The sequence below is a fragment of the Bradyrhizobium cajani genome (assembly GCF_009759665.1).
Lineage (GTDB): Bacteria > Pseudomonadota > Alphaproteobacteria > Rhizobiales > Xanthobacteraceae > Bradyrhizobium > Bradyrhizobium cajani.
The window spans coordinates 232686-249674 of record NZ_WQNE01000005.1; the positions used below are offsets into that span (position 1 = coordinate 232686).

Below are 16989 nucleotides of genomic sequence, written 5' to 3' on the forward strand. Positions count from 1 at the left end.
AAAACCACTATTTGGTCGCGAGAGGGCACTGGCGTAGCTCAGCGCAGAAATCGGCGAGTTCGCGTTTTCGGCAGGCATCACCCAATTAGACTGCGCGAAAGGACAACGCCGTCGTCGCAATCATCGAGAAGGGGGCGAGAGCGCCTCCATTAGCGTTGATTATTCTGTCTCATTGCCCGTTATAGGCCGCCAACTCGTTAGGCGTCCCCCATGGGAAAGGCTTCCTTCAAATAGTCGAGGAAGGCCGATACGCGAGCGCAGAGTAGCCGCCGCGACGGATAAGCATCCACAGCGCGATGTCTGGTCCGTCTACGTCACCCCAGTGTACAAACGTGCCTGCAGCCAAGTCGTGTTGATCACATGGTGAAAGCAATTCTGCGCATCGTTCTGATTCTTCCACCATGCGAGCGCGCGGCAGGGCACAGCGCCCTTGTGGACCCCTTGCCCGATGGATGTGGTGTCCGCGATAGGTCAAACTGCGACCTAACTAGGACGCCGGGTAAATGGAAATCATAGTCCCCACGGGGTTGGGCGGCTGGTTTCCGTTCGACGAGACAGCGAAGCTGGTGCCCGCTGCGAGCCCTGGAAGGGCGATAGCGGCGACCTGTGTGCCGTTGTCCAGCACCGCGAGAACACCTGCGTTGAAGCCGACTTTCGCGGTGTTCGGGTCGAGGTCGGTGAAATTGAAAACGTCACCGGCATGAAAATCCGTGACTGTGATCGCCGCCAGCTGGGTCTTCGTGCCCTGAATCTCGTTTTTGCCCGGCCCCGCAGTGATGATGTCCGCGCCGCCTCCCGGAATGATGAGATTGTTAAAGATACTGCCCTGGATAATCTCACCGAGAGGCGAGCCGTAGATCAGATACTGCCCCTTCGGGTCAAGCCTGTAGATGGTGATGCTGGCAGGGTTCGATGCCAGCCAATAGGCATCCGTGTGTATGCCAATGACGCTGTCGCCCGACACCGGGCCCTCGGCAGCATTGTCGTAGACCAGCATCTTCAGACCGAACGGTATCGGCGGTATGGGTGGTATGGGCGGTAGCAGGATGGTCGTCGTATGGCCCACCACGGGCCCGGACGACCCATACTTCTGGTTCTGCCACTCCAAGCGGACGATGTCGCCCGCCAGGAGTTCGACGCCCCAATCTGCATAGGGCGTCTTGCCGTCGCCGCGATAGGCGATGCGCCAGAAGCCCCCGTCGACATTGTTGCGCGGCGTGTACAGGGTGTTGGGTAACGGCATGGGCACGCCGGCGGCGGCTGCGACGCAGTCGGCGATCCAGTTGCACAGGTTCGTGTTGGGAACACCTGGGTAGGTGGCATTCATGGCCTGGGCGGCGAGAACGACGTCTCCGGGCTGTGGTGTGCCTGGCGTGCCCTGCACCACCGACGGATCGGCGGCCCAGATGCTGTAGGTCACCGTCGCTGCGGCCGGGCTGCCGGGGGGCGTGATCTGCGCCATGAACTGGGCCGGAAACAGGATGTTGTTTCCCGTGCGAAGCGAATAGGCGCTGATGTCGCTGACATCGATCGTCTTCTTCGTGATTGCCATGCCGTCGATGTCGAGCCAGACGGGGGCTACATTCGGGGAACACCAGTATTTCTGGTCGGTCGGCGTGTTAGGCGGCATTGTCCGCGTCTGAAGAGTGATGCTGTAGAAGCCCGGCTCCTGTGTGCCGAAGGCATTCTGGAAGATCGTCGACAGTGGCACCGGCGTGCCTGCCGGGGCAACGAGCGCTATCGGCAGGGATTGTTGCAGCGACAGCGTTCCCTGCGGCACGTAGGTCACGATGGTGCCGGAGCCAGGGGTGTTTATCACCGCGAAATCATCGGCAGTCCAACCCGGATTCTGCATCGCAGTGAGTTCTTGTTCGTCCAGGAGATTCACGTGGAGCGTGGTGGCTCCGCCGGTTCCAAAAATAGTCATGACAAAAACCGTTTCGGAGCCGGCCTGGGGCGTCAGCGTGATGGATTGGGCTGAAAGGCCCGGCAGGGAGATGAGGCCGCCCACAACGTCGGTAACGGCCGCAAATCCGATTGTCCCCTGGAAGGCGGCGGGATTGTTGAGCGTGATGCAGCCCGTGCCATCGGCGAAGGCGATCTGTTGTCCCTGCTGGACAATCCCCGAAATGGCGAGCTGTCCGCCATTCTCAATCGCGAGGAGGCCGTTTCCTTGCACCGTGACGTCACTGGCGATGGAGACGGCGCCGGCGATCTCGAAGAGGCCGGCGGTGTTAAAGCAACCGGCGGCCAGATCGAGAGTGCTTCCCGGAGCGACAAGCACGAAGGCCTCCTCGGCAAAGGTGAAGGCGGTGTCGGGGGCCGCGGTCATCGTGACGGTACTGCCGGGTGCGGTGATCCTGATCTGGCCGGAGAAGGTGCAAACCTGCTGGATCGACAGGGTCACATCCAGCGCCGAAGTGCCGCCTTTCCCGCAGATCATCATCGGCGTGGCGCCGAATGCCGCCGCGACATTCAATGTGACAGATCCGCTTTCGGCCTTGCCCAGTATCATGGCGCAACTGACGCCCAACGCGGAAATAGTGGGAGCTCTCGATGTTCCCGGCGGTATCAGCGCGGTATCAGAGCTCTGCGGGACTGTGGGTGGCGACCAATTGGCGGCAGTGGTCCAGTCGTTGCTGGTCGCGCCTGCCCACGTAATGATCGCCATGCTGGCCTCCTGATTATCGGATTTGGAGACGGAATTGGTGCACGCCGATTGTCCCAATTCTTCCTTTCAATGCAAGATATTAAATAATCTAAAATTGCAATAAATCGACATACTACTTCCGATTTTCCGCGCGGAGCAGAACAGGATCACCTGGCACTTCGCACGATCCCGCTAACTGCGCCACGCGCGAGCGGTGGCGGCGATGATAGCCAGCGTCGCCTTTGCGCCATCTGCCTCGCCCTTCTCGAAATCTCCCTCCGTCTGCGCCATGGAGTTGGTCACATGCGCGAAGCAAACGATGGAACGTCCGCTAGTCGCGCTGAACGCATACAGGGCCGCAGCTTCCATCTCGACGGCGAGCAGGCCCATCTGGCGCGCCAGCGAGATCGCCGACTCGGTTTCGCGATAGGGCGCGTCCGTCGTCCATGTCGCGCCCCGATGCAGTGCGATGCCGGCGAGGGCGCGCCCCGCCTGTTCGACGCGAGCGAGCAGTTTCGCATCAGGGGCCTCGGCGAACGTCGAGCCCGGCAGATAGTGATAGCTCGTCCCCTCATCGCGCAGCGCGCGATCGATGAGGACGAAGTACGGGGGTGGTCCAATCGGAGTGATCTGTCCGGCGGACGTCACGCTGACCAGCAGACGACAACCAGATGCGAAAAGCTGTTCGGCGACCAACACCGCGAACGGAGCGCCGACGGCGCAGCCGACAATGCCGACCTTGCCGACACCGTCGAGATCGAAGGCGAGAAGCTCGGTGTGATAGCATGCCCACCCCTCATGGATGCGGCCTGTGCCGATCCGTTTGAGGTGGCGGACGACATCGCCGTCCGGATCGAGCACGCAGATTTCCGGGACAGCGACAAGCGGCAACTCCCTCTGCCTGCGCGCCTCCCTCAAAAGGGCTTCCGGTCGGAACACTGAGGACGACTTATGGTCCTTCCCGTCAACGATCGGCCAGGCGCTGTCCGCGCTGTCAATTTTCTTGTCCATGATGCACAGGATCCGTTTGTCTCAGGCGACGGACTCGACCGGCAAGCCGGCGGCCTTCCACTCGGGGAAGCCGTCTTCAAGACGGCGGACGCGATAGCCGCGGACTCTGAGCTCTGCCACGGCTTCGAACGAAAGGACGCAATAGGGGCCACGGCAGTATGCGACCACCTCGCGGCCCTTCGGAAGTTCACCCAAGCGTCGTTCCAGTTCGGCGAGAGGAATGTTGAGAGCGCCCGGAAGATGGCCCAGCGCGAACTCGTCTTCGGGCCTCACATCGAGCACTGTGACCAGATCGTCGCGCAACCTTGCGACGAGATCGTCACGGGATACTGGTTCGAGTGCGTCGCGCGCCTGAAAGTAGTCGGTCACGACACGGCCGATCTCGGCGACATTCCGTTCGCCGACGCGACCAAGCGCCTTGAGCAGGGCGACCACTTCGGATTCGCCCGCCAGGCGATAGAGAACGTTCTTGCCACGCCGCTCCGTCTCGACGAGGCGCGCCCGCCTGAGGATCTGCAGGTGGCGCGAGGTATTGGCGAACGTCAAATGCGCCCGGACAGATAGTTCTTCGACGGTCCGTACGCCCTGGGCGAGGTGCTCCAAGAGCTCAAGCCGGTGAGCGTGACCCAGCGCCTGCGCTACTTCGGCGAGGTTCTCGTAGATCGCCTGTTTCGGTCCGGTGCTTGACACGGTTGTGCCTAAATATATCATTCAGCAGATCGATTGAATGTTGTTTAGCTGCTCTCTGAGAGGAGTGCAAGCCCATGATCCTGCGTCAGTTCTTGCATCATGATCCGGTCGGCATCTCCTACCTCTTCGGCTGCGGTGGCAAGGCGACGGGGGCGGTGGTCGATCCCGTTGGCGATATCCAACCCTACCTTCAAGCCGCAGAAAATGCCGGCATGAAGATCAACCTCGTGATCGACACGCACGTTCACGCCGACCACGTCTCCGCCGGGCGGGCACTCGCGGAGGCGACCGGCGCGCCGTATGTGCTCTCGGCCGAGGCGCGCGTCGCGTTTCCGTTCAAGGGCGTACGGGACGGCGAGGTGCTTCCACTCGGCAACGTCACAGCCAAAGTGCTGCACACGCCCGGTCATACGCCCGAGCACGTTTGCATTCTCGTGACCGATCACACCCGCGGTGAGGAGCCCTGGTTCGTCCTCAGCGGCCACACGCTGATGGTCGGCGATCTCGGGCGTACCGAGCTGGCCACGAGCGCCGAAGAAGGCGCGAAGCAATTGTTTCACAGCGCACGCCGCTTGAAGGAGCTTCCAGACGACGTCGAGGTGTTGGCCGGCGCCTATGCCGGTTCAGTCTGCGGCCGGCGGCTCAGTGGCAAGCCCTGGTCGACCATCGGCTTCGAGAAGCGGCATAATCAGGCGTTCATGATCGCGGATGAAGCCGAGTTCATTCGCTTCATGGTGTCGGAGATTCCCCCGGCGCCGCCGGAGGCTGCGAAGATCAGGGCCGTCAATTCGGGCGGCGCAGCTGCCGCCGCGTGATCGAATGAGCGAAGCGGTATCCAGTCCCCAAGCTACCCAATCAGTCAGGCTCGGCCTGAAGGAGAACTGGCCGCAATTCGCCCTGCTTGTCCTGATCAATGCCTTCGTCGGTGGCATGGTCGGGATCGAGCGCACCGTTGTGCCGCTGATCGGCGCCGAGGAGTTTCGGATCAGTTCGACCACGCTGGTCGTCTCTTTCATCGTGAGCTTTGGCGTGGTCAAGGCGTGTGCCAACCTCGTCTCCGGCCAGCTCGCCGACGCCTGGGGACGCAAGCGCGTGCTGATTCTGGGCTGGCTGGCCGGGCTACCAGTGCCGTTCATGATCATCTGGGCACCAAGCTGGAAGTGGGTCATCGCGGCCAACGCGCTGCTCGGCATCAACCAGGGCTTTGCTTGGTCGATGACGGTCATCATGAAGATCGATCTGGTCGGCCCGAAATCGCGTGGCCTTGCCGTTGGCCTGAACGAGTTCGCCGGCTATCTCGCGGTCGGCGTGACCGCTTTTCTCACCGGCTATATTGCATCGGAATACGGACTGAGGCCGGCGCCGATCTATCTCGGTGTTGCCTATGCGATCCTGGGCTTCGCACTTTCGATCCTTTTGGTGCGTGACACACGCGATCACGTGCGGCTCGAGACCGCGGTCCATGCTCGGCAGGCGGCTCCGATCAGTTTTCGGGAGATATTCCTCCTGACCTCTTTTAGGGATCGCAACCTGTTCGCCGCTTCGCAGGCCGGACTCGTCAACAACCTCAATGATGGCATGAGCTGGGGAATCTTCCCGCTGTTCTTCGTGTCGTTCGGCCTGTCGGTCGAACGCATCGGTATCCTGAAGGCGGTCTATCCGGCGGTCTGGGGCATCCTGCAGATCGCAACCGGTCCGTTGTCGGATCGCTGGGGCCGCAAGGGCTTGATCGCCGCCGGGATGTGGGTGCAGGCCGCCGGCCTGTTCCTGACCGCGGCCACCAATCACTTTGAATGGTGGCTCGTCGCGAGCGTCCTGCTCGGTGTCGGCACGGCGATGGTTTACCCAAGCCTGATCGCGGCGGTCTCCGATGCGTCGCATCCTAGCTGGCGCGCCCGTTCGCTGAGCGTCTATCGGTTCTGGCGCGATCTCGGCTACGCGATCGGCGCGCTGTCGGCTGGCGTGATCGCCGACTTGTATGGAATGGCTTGGTCGATCAGCCTGATCGGTGCGCTCACCTTTATTTCGGGGGTGGTCGTCGCCGTCGCCATGGAGGCCAAGCCCGGAGCGCGACAATGAACGAAACGATGCGGCCGATCTATCTCGACTACAACGCGAGCACACCCATCGATCCGGCGGTGGCGGCAGCCATGCGGCCGTTCCTGGACGAAGCGTTCGGCAATCCGTCCAGCGGCCACTGGGCCAGCATCCCGGCGAAAGTCGCTCTGGAGCAGGCCCGCGGTCAGGTCGCCGCTCTGCTCGGCGCCGCGCCTGACGAGATCGTTTTCACCAGCGGCGGCAGCGAAGCAAACAACCTGGCGATCAAGGGCACATTCTTCGCGCTGGACCGCGAGGGGGCGCACATTGTCACCTCGGCGGTCGAGCATCCCGCCGTTCTCGCTCCCTGTCGGTTTCTCGAACGGCTCGGCGCTGTGGTCACTTATCTTCCAGTCGATCGCACCGGCCGCGTCGATCCCGAGGACGTGCGCCGCGCCATTACCCCGCAGACAGTCCTGATCAGCATCATGCACGCCAACAACGAGGTCGGCACGATCCAGCCGATAGAGGAAATAAGCGCGCTCGCACGCAAGCACGGGATTCGCCTTCACACGGACGCGGCGCAATCGGTCGGAAAGATGACGACCAAGGTCGACGCGCTCGGTGTCGATCTGCTGTCGATTGCCGGCCACAAGCTCTACGCCCCGAAAGGCGTGGGCGCGCTTTACGTCCGCGGCGGTCTTGAGCTCGAGCCCTTGATCCACGGTGCCGGCCATGAGCGCGGCCGGCGCGCCGGCACCGAGAGCGCGCTGCTTGCGGTCGGGCTCGGGGCGGCCTGCGAAATCGCCGCAGACCTCGCGCCGATGGCGCGCATCGAGGTTCTGCGGGATCGTTTCTGGGCAGCGCTTCAAGATCGCTTCGGCGATCACGTCGCGCTCAATGGCCACGCCACGGAGCGGTTGCCCAACACGCTCAACGTGTCGTTCGTCGGCAGGATCGGCACGGACATACTGGAGCAACTGAACGGCGTTGCGGCGTCCACAGGGTCGGCGTGCCATTCGGGTCGGATCGAGCTCTCGCCGGTTCTCGCCGCGATGGGCGTCCCCGAAAGAATCGGAATGGGTGCGCTTCGCTTCAGCCTGGGACGAGGCACCACAGCGGACGAGATCGATCAGGTGATCGCGCGTCTGACCGCGATCGTCTCGGCCTGATCGGTTGATTGTGGTCCTTCTGCCGTTTGAGCTCGTCGCTTTTCCGCGATGAGCAGGACGGGTTCGTTCGAGCGATCGCTGGCCGCATGGACGTCCAGACCGGCTTGCTCGAGAGCTTCCGTCACTTCGGCGAGTTCCGGAAAGCGGTAGATTTCGGCCGGAAATGATGCGATGGCTGCCGGATCGGCCTTGGTTCGGAACAACAATCCCGATCGGCCGCCGGGCTTCAACACGCGGGCGACTTCGCGCAGGGATGCGTCGAGATCCTTCCAGAAGTAGAGCACGTGGACACAGAGCACCTTGTCGAAGGACTCATCGGCAAAGGGCAGCGACTCCACGGTCGCAAGGACGACCTTGACGCGCGCCGCATCAATGAGCGGCCGATTGCGCTGCGACGCGATTTCGACCATCAGGTCGGATGGGTCTGCGCCAACGACATGCCCCATCGAGGCGCGGGTGGCTAGTTCGGACAGGCTCCGCCCGTGCCCACAGCCGACGTCGATAATGTGGTCGCTGCGACCGATACGGAGCGCATCCATCACCCGCAGATTCTGGCTCCAGGTTTCGTGAGCCATGATGAAGGCAATGACCCGGCCCAAGAGGCCTTGAGCATTCCGGGCGTGCTTGGCGATGAAGTTGGGGCGGCGCATATCTGACAATGACCCAAGGCGGGGGAGGTTGGCTTGCCGAAAACGGAACGGGGCTAGCCGAATCTTGCAACGACTTGGCATTTTCGAGAATGTGTGGGCGGATTGGGCGCTCGGAGTGGCGTCACTGCGTCGCCGCTAATACGTCTCTGGGCTGCGACCGTTGAAGACGAGAGCGCCCACTGAACAGCGCCGCGCCCCCAACTTGGAACAGCTTGGGCATTCCGCCCGAAAGGCATCTATGGGCTGGAAATGCGCCTGGTAAGGCGACCGAGGCCGATATCTGGCCATGCTTCAGATCTGCGGAATTGCGGTGGTCGAGAGCGCGTCGCTCACCTACGCGGCAGCGCCGCTCTGGCAAACTCCTTAGCCTTGGCCTGTTCGCTCGTGAGCTGCTCGGGCCGCTGCCGGAGGCTCGGCACGTCCTCGTAATAGAAGAACTTGCTCTCCCGTTAGTAGCGCCGCTCGCGCGGTTCGGAGGTCTTGTGGCCGGAAGTGGTGGACGCGGTCGCACCAATTCCAGTGCTGGCTGCCGGCGGCGTCACAAAGGGCGAGGCGTTCGTGCGTTCCCGAAAGACCGTTTCCCGGTGTCTGTTGCATCACATCTCGCAGTCGTCGTCAGAACGAAAGGAATGCTGATGTCGCGGACAGTGGCACAGATGATTGTCGAGGTGTTGGAACAGGTCGGCGTAAAGCAGATTTTTGGGTTGATCGGAGATTCACTCAATCCGTTGGGGGATGCGGTTCGGCGCAGCAACATCGAATGGATCGGGGTCCGGCATGAGGAAGGCGCGGCGCTTGCGGCGGCCGGCCAAGCACAGCTGACCGGCCGGCTCGCGGTTTGCGCCGGCACCACGGGTCCGGGCAGCAATCACCTTGTTGCAGGACTCTATGAAGCAAACCGCAGTCATGCACCGGTGCTGGCGCTTTCCGGCGACATGTCGCGACGGCTGAAAGGAATCGAGTTTGTTCAGAATACCGAGCCTGATCTGCTGTTCCGCGATGTGTCGCTTTACACCCAGACCGTTTCGTCAGCTGCGCAGGCGGCCAGCGTGGTACAGCAGGCAATCGCGACGGCCTATGCAGGGCCCGGTGTCGCGCACTTGACCCTTCCGCAGGATGTCTTGTCGGAGGCTGCGCATGGCGAGCCGACGAGCCTTGCGACTTTGCGGCCGCGAAATGAAGTGTCGCCTTTAGAAGCCGAGGCTGATGAGTTGGCCCGCCGTATCAACGAGGCACGCAGCGTCGTTGCAATGTGTGGCTTCGGCTGCCACGGTGCCGCTGACCTGGTGCGACAATTGTCGGATCGGCTGAAAGCTCCGCTGGTCCATACGATGCGTGGCAAAGATATTCTGCCCTACGACGATCCGCGATGGATGGGTGGGCTTGGCATGATCGGCACCCGACCAGTCTACAGCGCTGTGCAGCACGCCGATCTGCTTCTGATGCTGGGTACGGATTATCCCTTTTCAAACTTCCTGCCCGCTCACGGTAATGTTGTCCAGGTCGATGAGCGGGCGGCTGCGTTAGGTCGAAGAACACGAACCTCGTATGCAATTGTCGGCTCCGTCAGGCCTACGCTCGAACTGCTGCTGACGAAGCTGAAACCGAAGAATGATGCGACGTTCTTCGATCGAGTGAAGAACGAGCGGGCCAAGTGGGATGGCATGCTGGACCAGCAGGCCAATCTGAGTAGGAGCCAGCACAAAATTCATCCTCAGGCTGTAGCAAGAACCGTCAGCGATCTCGCAAAGCAAGATGCGGTGTTTGTCCTGGACGTGGGACTGAACACGCTTTGGTCCGGCAATTGGATCCGGCAGAGTGGCGGCCAACGAATTGTGGGCTCGTTCAACAATGCGGCCTGCGGCACTGCACTCGGCCAAGCCAATGGAATTCAGGCGCTTGATCGTGGCCGACAGGTCATAGTGCTCACCGGTGATGGTGGCTTCAACATGCTGATGGGCGAATTTATGACGGCGGTTCACCACAAGCTGCCTGTCAAGGTCGTGATCTTCAACAATGCAGCACTCGGCCTTATCACGCTGGAAGCGGAAAGCGTTGGGATCGTTCCCTTCAGGGAGGCGATCGAGTTTCCCAATCCTGATTTTGTCGCGCTCGCGCGAGCCTGCGGAGCGAAAGGCTTTTCAGCCAAAACGCCCGAGAACCTGCTTCCGGCGATCGCCGAGGCACTGAGCTGCGAGGGCCCGGCGATCGTGGATTGTCAGGTTGCATCGGACGAGATGCCCAATATTCCGCATCTCGAACTCGAACAGGTCAGAGGCTATGCGATGGCCAAAATAAGGGAAGCCATCGCCGCCGTGGTGGGCGGATGATCATGTCCCGCGTCGTGGATGAAAACCACTGGCGCGGGCAGTGACGCAGCTCGGAGTAGAAATCGACTATAGCTCACACTCTCATCAATGAGCGCCAACGGAGGGACAAGACCGAGTTACATTTGCGGTGTTGCTGATGGCAACGAACTGAACATCACGCAGGTTGCTCATCGCTGCGACAAGGATACGAGCAGCCAGGCGCCCGCGGCCACACATGCAACGCCGGCGCCGCGCGCGATCCATCGTCCGACCGGCGTAAGTTTCTCCAAAAGGACAAGCAGCGCCAAAAGCGCAATCCAAAGCACATTCATCGCCCCGCCTACGAACAAGAGCGCCATCAAAACCCAGCAGCAGCCGACGCAATAGCCTCCGTGCCGAAGCCCCAGCGACAGGCAGCCTCGCACGTCGTGGCGAAAGCCGCCGTGACGTATCAGGAATAGAAGCGGCGACTGGCATTGGGCGAGACAGACGTCCTTGAGCGGTGTCCATTGATAAACGCCCGCCGCAATCAGGACGATTGCGCCGAGCAGGTTGCTGGCGATCGCCATCCGGGAATCCATCAGGGCTGCCCGCTCGATCAGCCATTGGAGAAGAGTGGCTGCCAGCGAAAAGCCGCTCCAGGCGAGGAGGTAACCAGCCGCAAACCAGCCGGTCGCGGCGAACGGCTTGCCCTGCGCTTTCTGCTGTCGACCCACGCGGGCGTACATAAGGATCATGGGCGCTGCGGAGGGGGCCATCATTCCGACCATCATCACCGCCCACATCAAGAACACATATGCGAACTCGATCGCTCGCCATGGCTCGTTGGCCGGCAGCATGATTCCGATCCCGGCCGGGATCATGCGGAACCCGGTCATGTCCATGCCGCCCATGTCCATGTCGTTGGCGAGCCAGAGCACATAGCTCCATGCCAGCGCGGCAATGATGCCGATCGCGCCGCCGATGATCCAGCGATCGCGCCGCAGCGCGGTTTCCAGGGGACTGTCGGTCATTTGCGGTTGACGTTGCCGGCCTTGTCGCAGGCCGGCATCAGGAGTTGCATCACGCCTGGTTCGACCAGCGGATCGGCGCATAGAGGCCGTTCTTGCCGGAATTATCCCAGAGCATGCCATGATCGCTAAACGTATTGCCGGGGGCGCCGACTGCCATCACCATGTTGTCGGGGCTCACCGGATGGCCGATGTTCGCCCACATTTCGCCGCTCGGATGCATGGTCGGCAACGGATCGACGGACATGTGCAGAATACCCGGGATTTCCGCGGACCGCGTCTTGCCGTCGATTCGGAACGTGATCGGGACCTTGCGCACTCCCAGATTCTTGCTGATCAGCGGTGTGAACGCGGCCATCGGACCTCCGGCTGCGCCGGTGAAGATCGCAGCTAGGGCCTCGGTTTGCTGATCGTCGGCGCGCTGATCGATATAGGCGGCTACCGACCAATCTCCGTCTGCCATGACCCCAGGCGCGTGGAGGACAACCAGAACGTTGAGCCCATCGAGCACGATGTCGCCATAGCAGCCACTTTCGACGTGGAAGATCAGCGGGACGTTACAAAAGCCCTCGGTCGGTCGCGAGGTCAGCGGGGCGGCCGCTGACACGAGGCACGGACACACGATGCTGCAACTGCAATTCTCGAAGTAGTCACCGGAAAGGTGCCATTGGATGTCCGCCATCGCTCTCTCCCGCTAGGCCGAACCCGATAGATTGTCTTCGAATGAGCTACATGTGGTTGAAAGTTACGCTGCGCGGCGAAGTCCCGCAAGCCATTGCTGATGACCCTGAAGCGGAAGTCGCGCCACGTTAAAGGCTTCTCATTCCCCATCCAAGCCGAAATCAAAGGTTTGCGCTGCTGCCCCTTTACGCACGGTGGCAAATTGATCGAGCGACAGTGTCAACGCAACCGATGAAGAATTTAGATCGGTGAGTTCGAGCTTCAACGACTTGCCGGATTCCAATTCCGCTATCAGGCTCGGCTTCACGGCGTCAGCCGCGATGCAGATGTTGGTGAGGCACCAATTGAAGGGGATTTGGGTTGGTTGCCCCTGATCTATCGATACCTGTACCCCACTCTGTAAGTTTACTCCTTGGGGCACGAACAGTTGCAAGCGAGCCGGACCATCAGCACGCTGAATCAGATCGACCCGCGTCACTACTTGCCCGATATCATCAGTTCCGGTGGATGTCGTCCGGCAGATGGTCGTCTTATCGGACGAGTTGAAGCAAAGCTTGCGCCAATCCGAATAGTGAATCTTCGGAGGAAGACTTACCCGCGGGGGCTTAAGTTGAAGTTCCTCAGGAGGGCTCTTGCCCACAAGCTGCTCGGCGTTGCTGGTGGTTGAATGCTTCCCAAGAAACTCGCTCACCAGCGGAGCCCAGAGCGGCACTGCGTCGGGAGAATCGATCATGAAATGGCCGTCGCTTCCGAATGACGGCAACATGCGATACTCCGCATTCCCACCTGCCGCCACGAAAGTGTCGTGCATCCGCTTGGTCAGTGCCGGCCCAAAGTAGGTGTCGTTCTCCGCGTATATCCACAGCATCGGTATTCGCGCAGTCCGTCCAAACTCGCCAGTAGCGGCGACGAGCTTGTCGGGAGCACAATTGTTGTTTGGCTTGCCGTCAACCCTGCCGCCGCGTCCCGCTGCGAAAGTGACGACAGCCTGAACTGATGATGGGTTGAGGCTCGCAAGGGCAATCGATCCCCATCCACCGCCCGACTGCCCCACGATGACGACCCTGCCGGGCCGGACGATCTTCCTCTCGCTCATGTAGTCGATAACCCACTCATTCATATTGGCGATGGCAAGGCCGGGTCCCCGAAAGTTCGGGTTGTCGCAACTGCCGACATGAGCGAATACCGATCCGTAGAGCCCTCGATCCTTGTCATCAAGGCTGCTAGCTCCATACCTCATGGGGGAGACGACGACATAGCCCCGGTTCGCGAACCACTGCGCTGCGGCCCGGTATTCGATTGCCGGAAACATTGACCGCTCTTGGGCTCCCAGCGCAATTCCATGGTTCATGATCACGAGGGGAAATGGTCCATTCCCCACCGGCCTTACTACGAAGGCAAGCATCGGCAACGGAAAGGGCAGCGCCCAGATTTCCTCTAGTATCTTTGGCGACGCGGCAACGTCTTCAGCAGCAGCCGGGGAAGGGACGGCCGGTAGACACGCCAGCAGGATCAGGGGAATTAGAAGGCGCTTTAGCATATTCCTGCTCCGTTATCGGAGAGATTGCCCAAGCTGGCATGGCAAGCCTAATGGTCATTTGGGAGGCTAAGGGCCTGCCCCCTGCTAGCCCTTTGACCTAGATCAAGCCTGAAGATCACCAATGGGACGACGCACACAGCCCGTTGATGGCCACTTGTGGCCCTTCGCGTCAGCTTGCCGTTCGCGTAGTCGCGTCTGGAACTGGAAGTAAACCGGCCTCGTCGAGACCGGCTCAAAACCGACGGGAATGACGCGCCGCGGACCTCGTTGATCTAGATCAACGTCCAGGACACGGCACATTCGCAACTATTAGCCAATATGAAACCCAGTGCGTGCGCTTGGTCGTGGATCCCTGTTCGGCGGAGATGTGCTGGGCCTGCTCGGTCGCAGAGGCTGCCGAGGAAATGCCCAAGGACACACGCTCCTAGGGAATCGCGACGAGACCGACCGGCAGCATCCTTGCCATGGAGGGCGCGCGGCGGATGTTGACATTTCGCACTTCAATCACCGTAGCGGTAATGGCGTTTGTCGTCGCTCTAGCCGCGCTACTGATCGCTATTCAGGACCGCGCTCTTCGCTGGGCCACGCACGTCGCCGCGTCAGCCTACATGGACGCGACCAGCACGAAGGCCTTCGGGCGGCTTCAGACGGAGCTGACCGCTTTGACTTCGTTGGTGCATGTGCTGGCGACCAGCTCGAGTTTTGCTGATTCAAACGAGAGGACCGAGACAGGTCCTGCGATCCCACTGTTCAAGGCCGTACTGCAAGAGCTGCCTCAACTGGACAGCGTCTATGCCGGTTTCGAAAATGGCGCTTGGTTGCAGGTGCGGCGCATCAGCGAACTCAACGATGAACAGCACGAGAGGTTACGTACGGCCGCCGCCGCCAGCACCGCGATCAACTTGGTTCGTCCGACCCCCGATGGCGAGCTCCCCATGCGGCGCATCTTTGAAGATCGGCAGGGCAACGAAATCGGACAAATTGATCTATGGAAATACGGATACGACGCGCGCAAGCGGGTTTGGTATCGCGAGACGATAAAAGCCGATCGATTGCAGATCTCAAAGCCCTACCTGGCGTTTAGCACTGGCGCACCGGTGATCACAGTCAGCGCACCCTTGCGAGGCAAAGTGCCAGGCGTCCTTGCCGCCGATCTCAAGCTCGACACCTTCAGCGATTTCGTCCAGGCGCAGCGCCCCGGAGAGCATGGGATCGTCGTGATGTTCGATTCCACTGGCTCGCTCATAGCCCACCCCGATTTTGCAGAGCTCATCGTCAATGCGCTGACACATCCATCCCAACCGCAGTTGCCAAACATCAAGGAGCTCAAGTCCGGTATCGTGGCGGCGGTCTTGCGGAGGTCGCAGGGGCGCGACCAGTACGAAGGAAGTATCCGTGACGACCAAGGGCGCGACTATCTGTTCAGGGTGGCGAAGTTCACTTTGGGCGAGCAGTACAGCGCCGGCATCATGTTGCTCGCGGCCCAGGAAGACTTTGCCAAAGATGTGAGGAGGCTTCACTTCACCGGACTAATCCTGGCAACTGTTGCCAGCGCTGCCTTTCTTCCCGTCGTTTGGCTCTTTGGTAACGGAATGGCCCGGTCGTTGAAGAGGATAACGGCCGAGGCAGTCAAACTCCAGACGCTCGCCGAGCCCGACCCCGCGTCGGTCGCGTCACGGCGGGATATATACTTATTGCCCTCGGCGGGAGACGTGAACTCACAAAACGAGTCGAGGTGCACGATGACATCGATCTCGCGGACGCCAGTGCCTGCGGATGCTCAGGCGCCCCAAAAAGCAAAGGTGCGCAACGCTGCGCTCGATCGCACCCGCACCTTCCTCACGCTGGCGGTACTGCTGCATCACGCTGTCATTCCATATACCTATTTCGGTCATACCGATCCGAAGTCGTGGATCGGCTTTGACATCATCGTGCTCGCCACGGACAGCTTCTTCATGGCGATGTTTTTCTTTCTCTCGGGCCTGTTTGTGTGGCCTGGACTCGCTCGCAAGGGACCGCTGGACTATCTGCGCGATCGCCTGATCCGGCTCGGCTTGCCCTTCGTGATTGGTGCCTTCACGATCATCCCGTTGGCCTACTACGCGATTGAACTGCGTCAGCATCCAGACGTCGGCTTCGCCGACTTCTGGTGGGAAACCATCACCGAAGGACCTTGGCCGAGCGGTCCGATCTGGTTCCTCTGGGTGTTGCTTGCCTTCGACGTCATCGCAAGCCTGCTTTACAACCTCTCGCCGACATTTCTCGACCCGATCAATCGCCTGTCGCTGCGCGGCCATGACCATCCGGCGCAGTTTTTCGCAGTCATGCTTGCCGTCACCGCCGTGCTCTACATCCCGGGTCGAGTTCACTTTGGAACATTCACTTGGTTCGAGTTCGGTCCATTCTCGGTCCAGCACGGACGTGTACTGCTGTATGCGACCTACTTCTTTTTTGGCGCGGGCATCGGCGCCAGGTACCTGGACCGCGGATTGCTGGCTTCCGATGGCCAGCTCGGAAAGCGCAGCCTGGCCTGGACGATTCCGGCGCTCGTTCCCTATTGCCTCATGTGGGTGCTGATCTACATCAAGCGCGAAATTCTGGGAAATCCGACCCCGCTGCCCCACTGGTATGAAGCCATCTATGGACTGTTCTTCGCGGCCTTCAGCGTGGCTATCATGTTTACGATCCTGGCCTATTTCCTGAGATTCAAGCAATCAGGCTGGAGCAGCCTCGATCCCTTGCAGCCGGCCGCTTTCGGCATGTTTTTGGTGCACTACCCGATTGTGCTTTGGCTCGTATATTGGATGTTCGACTTCGACGTCCCGGCGATTGCCAAGGGCCTGACCGCATTCGTGCTCACTGTCTTCCTGAGCTGGGGTGCGACTGAAGCGTTGCGAAGGATACCGGGCGCAGGCCACGTGCTCTAGGGTTGTATCAGATCAACTGCGTGGGGATGGATTCAAGTAGCCATGACGAAGAATATCGTAGCCGGACTCGTCCTGCTGGGTTTTATGACCATTGGCGTGCTCGCCTTCGCCCAGAAGCATGATGTGTGTTTGCACGGACGCCTGGTCAAGAACTTCAAACCCTGCGGATCAGTCAGCGCTTCAACATAGCACCTTCGATAGTTGGGCGAACGTAGCGCCAGACAGGTTGCTTCCGGCCCGTAACGGCGCTTTAGCGGCCAATTCAGCAGCCGGTGCCGGGACCGTCGTCGCTTGCCGTGACGCAAAAACGAA

Annotated in this window: 13 protein-coding genes and 2 pseudogenes; 7 read left to right on the top strand and 8 right to left on the bottom strand. The window is 60.8% G+C overall.

What is annotated here, in order from left to right:
- Positions 1-169: 169 nt before the first annotated feature.
- From GPL20_RS39325 to GPL20_RS09520, 4 genes and pseudogenes are all read right to left on the bottom strand, one after another.
- A pseudogene (locus GPL20_RS39325) lies at positions 170-352 on the bottom strand (LysR family transcriptional regulator); the annotation flags it as partial.
- A gap of 135 nt (positions 353-487) precedes the next feature.
- A complete protein-coding gene (locus tag GPL20_RS09510; RefSeq protein ID WP_157329310.1) occupies positions 488-2671 on the bottom strand; it encodes a hypothetical protein in 2184 nt (727 codons plus the stop codon).
- 171 nt (positions 2672-2842) lie between these two features.
- Complete coding sequence (locus tag GPL20_RS09515) at positions 2843-3661, bottom strand: nucleoside phosphorylase (RefSeq protein WP_157329311.1); 819 nt, start codon at positions 3659-3661, stop codon at positions 2843-2845.
- A gap of 21 nt (positions 3662-3682) precedes the next feature.
- Positions 3683-4351 (bottom strand): ArsR/SmtB family transcription factor, encoded by a 669-nt coding sequence (locus GPL20_RS09520; protein ID WP_254126510.1) that lies wholly within the window; start codon positions 4349-4351, stop codon positions 3683-3685.
- Between the two features lie 74 nt (positions 4352-4425).
- Between GPL20_RS09520 and GPL20_RS09525 the strand changes: the two genes are divergently transcribed.
- From GPL20_RS09525 to GPL20_RS09535, 3 genes are read left to right on the top strand one after another with little or no spacing between them, the layout of a single operon-like run.
- Positions 4426-5166 carry an MBL fold metallo-hydrolase gene (locus GPL20_RS09525; protein WP_157329313.1) on the top strand — a complete coding sequence of 247 codons (741 nt, stop codon included), beginning with the start codon at positions 4426-4428 and terminating at the stop codon, positions 5164-5166.
- 4 nt (positions 5167-5170) lie between these two features.
- Positions 5171-6430 carry an MFS transporter gene (locus GPL20_RS09530; RefSeq protein WP_157329314.1) on the top strand — a complete coding sequence of 420 codons (1260 nt, stop codon included), beginning with the start codon at positions 5171-5173 and terminating at the stop codon, positions 6428-6430.
- Positions 6427-7560, top strand: a complete 1134-nt coding sequence (locus tag GPL20_RS09535) for a cysteine desulfurase family protein (RefSeq protein WP_246250189.1) — start codon at positions 6427-6429, stop codon at positions 7558-7560. The genes GPL20_RS09530 and GPL20_RS09535 overlap by 4 nt, the downstream gene beginning before the upstream one ends.
- Here the strand turns inward: GPL20_RS09535 and GPL20_RS09540 are convergent.
- The gene (locus GPL20_RS09540) at positions 7521-8210 is read right to left on the bottom strand and encodes a class I SAM-dependent methyltransferase (RefSeq protein ID WP_157329315.1); all 690 of its coding nucleotides are present in this window, start codon (positions 8208-8210) and stop codon (positions 7521-7523) included. The two genes, GPL20_RS09535 and GPL20_RS09540, sit on opposite strands and share 40 nt — an antisense overlap.
- Positions 8211-8845: 635 nt before the next feature.
- On the opposite strand from GPL20_RS09540, the gene GPL20_RS09545 reads away from it, so the two are divergent.
- Positions 8846-10540: a thiamine pyrophosphate-dependent enzyme gene (locus GPL20_RS09545; protein ID WP_157329316.1), complete on the top strand. Its 1695-nt coding sequence runs from the start codon at positions 8846-8848 to the stop codon at positions 10538-10540.
- A 167-nt stretch (positions 10541-10707) separates the two neighbouring features.
- Here GPL20_RS09545 and GPL20_RS09550 read toward each other — a convergent pair whose 3' ends face one another.
- The 3 genes from GPL20_RS09550 to GPL20_RS40100 form a co-directional block, all read right to left on the bottom strand.
- Complete coding sequence (locus tag GPL20_RS09550) at positions 10708-11532, bottom strand: DUF2182 domain-containing protein (RefSeq protein WP_157329317.1); 825 nt, start codon at positions 11530-11532, stop codon at positions 10708-10710.
- A gap of 49 nt (positions 11533-11581) precedes the next feature.
- The gene (locus GPL20_RS09555; protein ID WP_157329318.1) at positions 11582-12211 is read right to left on the bottom strand and encodes a DUF1326 domain-containing protein; all 630 of its coding nucleotides are present in this window, start codon (positions 12209-12211) and stop codon (positions 11582-11584) included.
- Between the two features lie 138 nt (positions 12212-12349).
- A complete protein-coding gene (locus GPL20_RS40100; protein ID WP_157329319.1) occupies positions 12350-13750 on the bottom strand; it encodes an invasion associated locus B family protein in 1401 nt (466 codons plus the stop codon).
- 608 nt (positions 13751-14358) lie between these two features.
- Here GPL20_RS40100 and GPL20_RS40230 point away from each other — a divergent pair.
- From GPL20_RS40230 to GPL20_RS09575, 3 genes and pseudogenes are all read left to right on the top strand, one after another.
- A pseudogene (locus GPL20_RS40230) lies at positions 14359-14913 on the top strand (cache domain-containing protein); the annotation flags it as partial.
- Positions 14914-15492: 579 nt separating this feature from the next.
- The gene (locus GPL20_RS39345; RefSeq protein WP_157329395.1) at positions 15493-16677 is read left to right on the top strand and encodes an acyltransferase family protein; all 1185 of its coding nucleotides are present in this window, start codon (positions 15493-15495) and stop codon (positions 16675-16677) included.
- Between the two features lie 42 nt (positions 16678-16719).
- Positions 16720-16866 (top strand): hypothetical protein, encoded by a 147-nt coding sequence (locus GPL20_RS09575; RefSeq protein ID WP_157329320.1) that lies wholly within the window; start codon positions 16720-16722, stop codon positions 16864-16866.
- Positions 16867-16989: the final 123 nt, after the last annotated feature.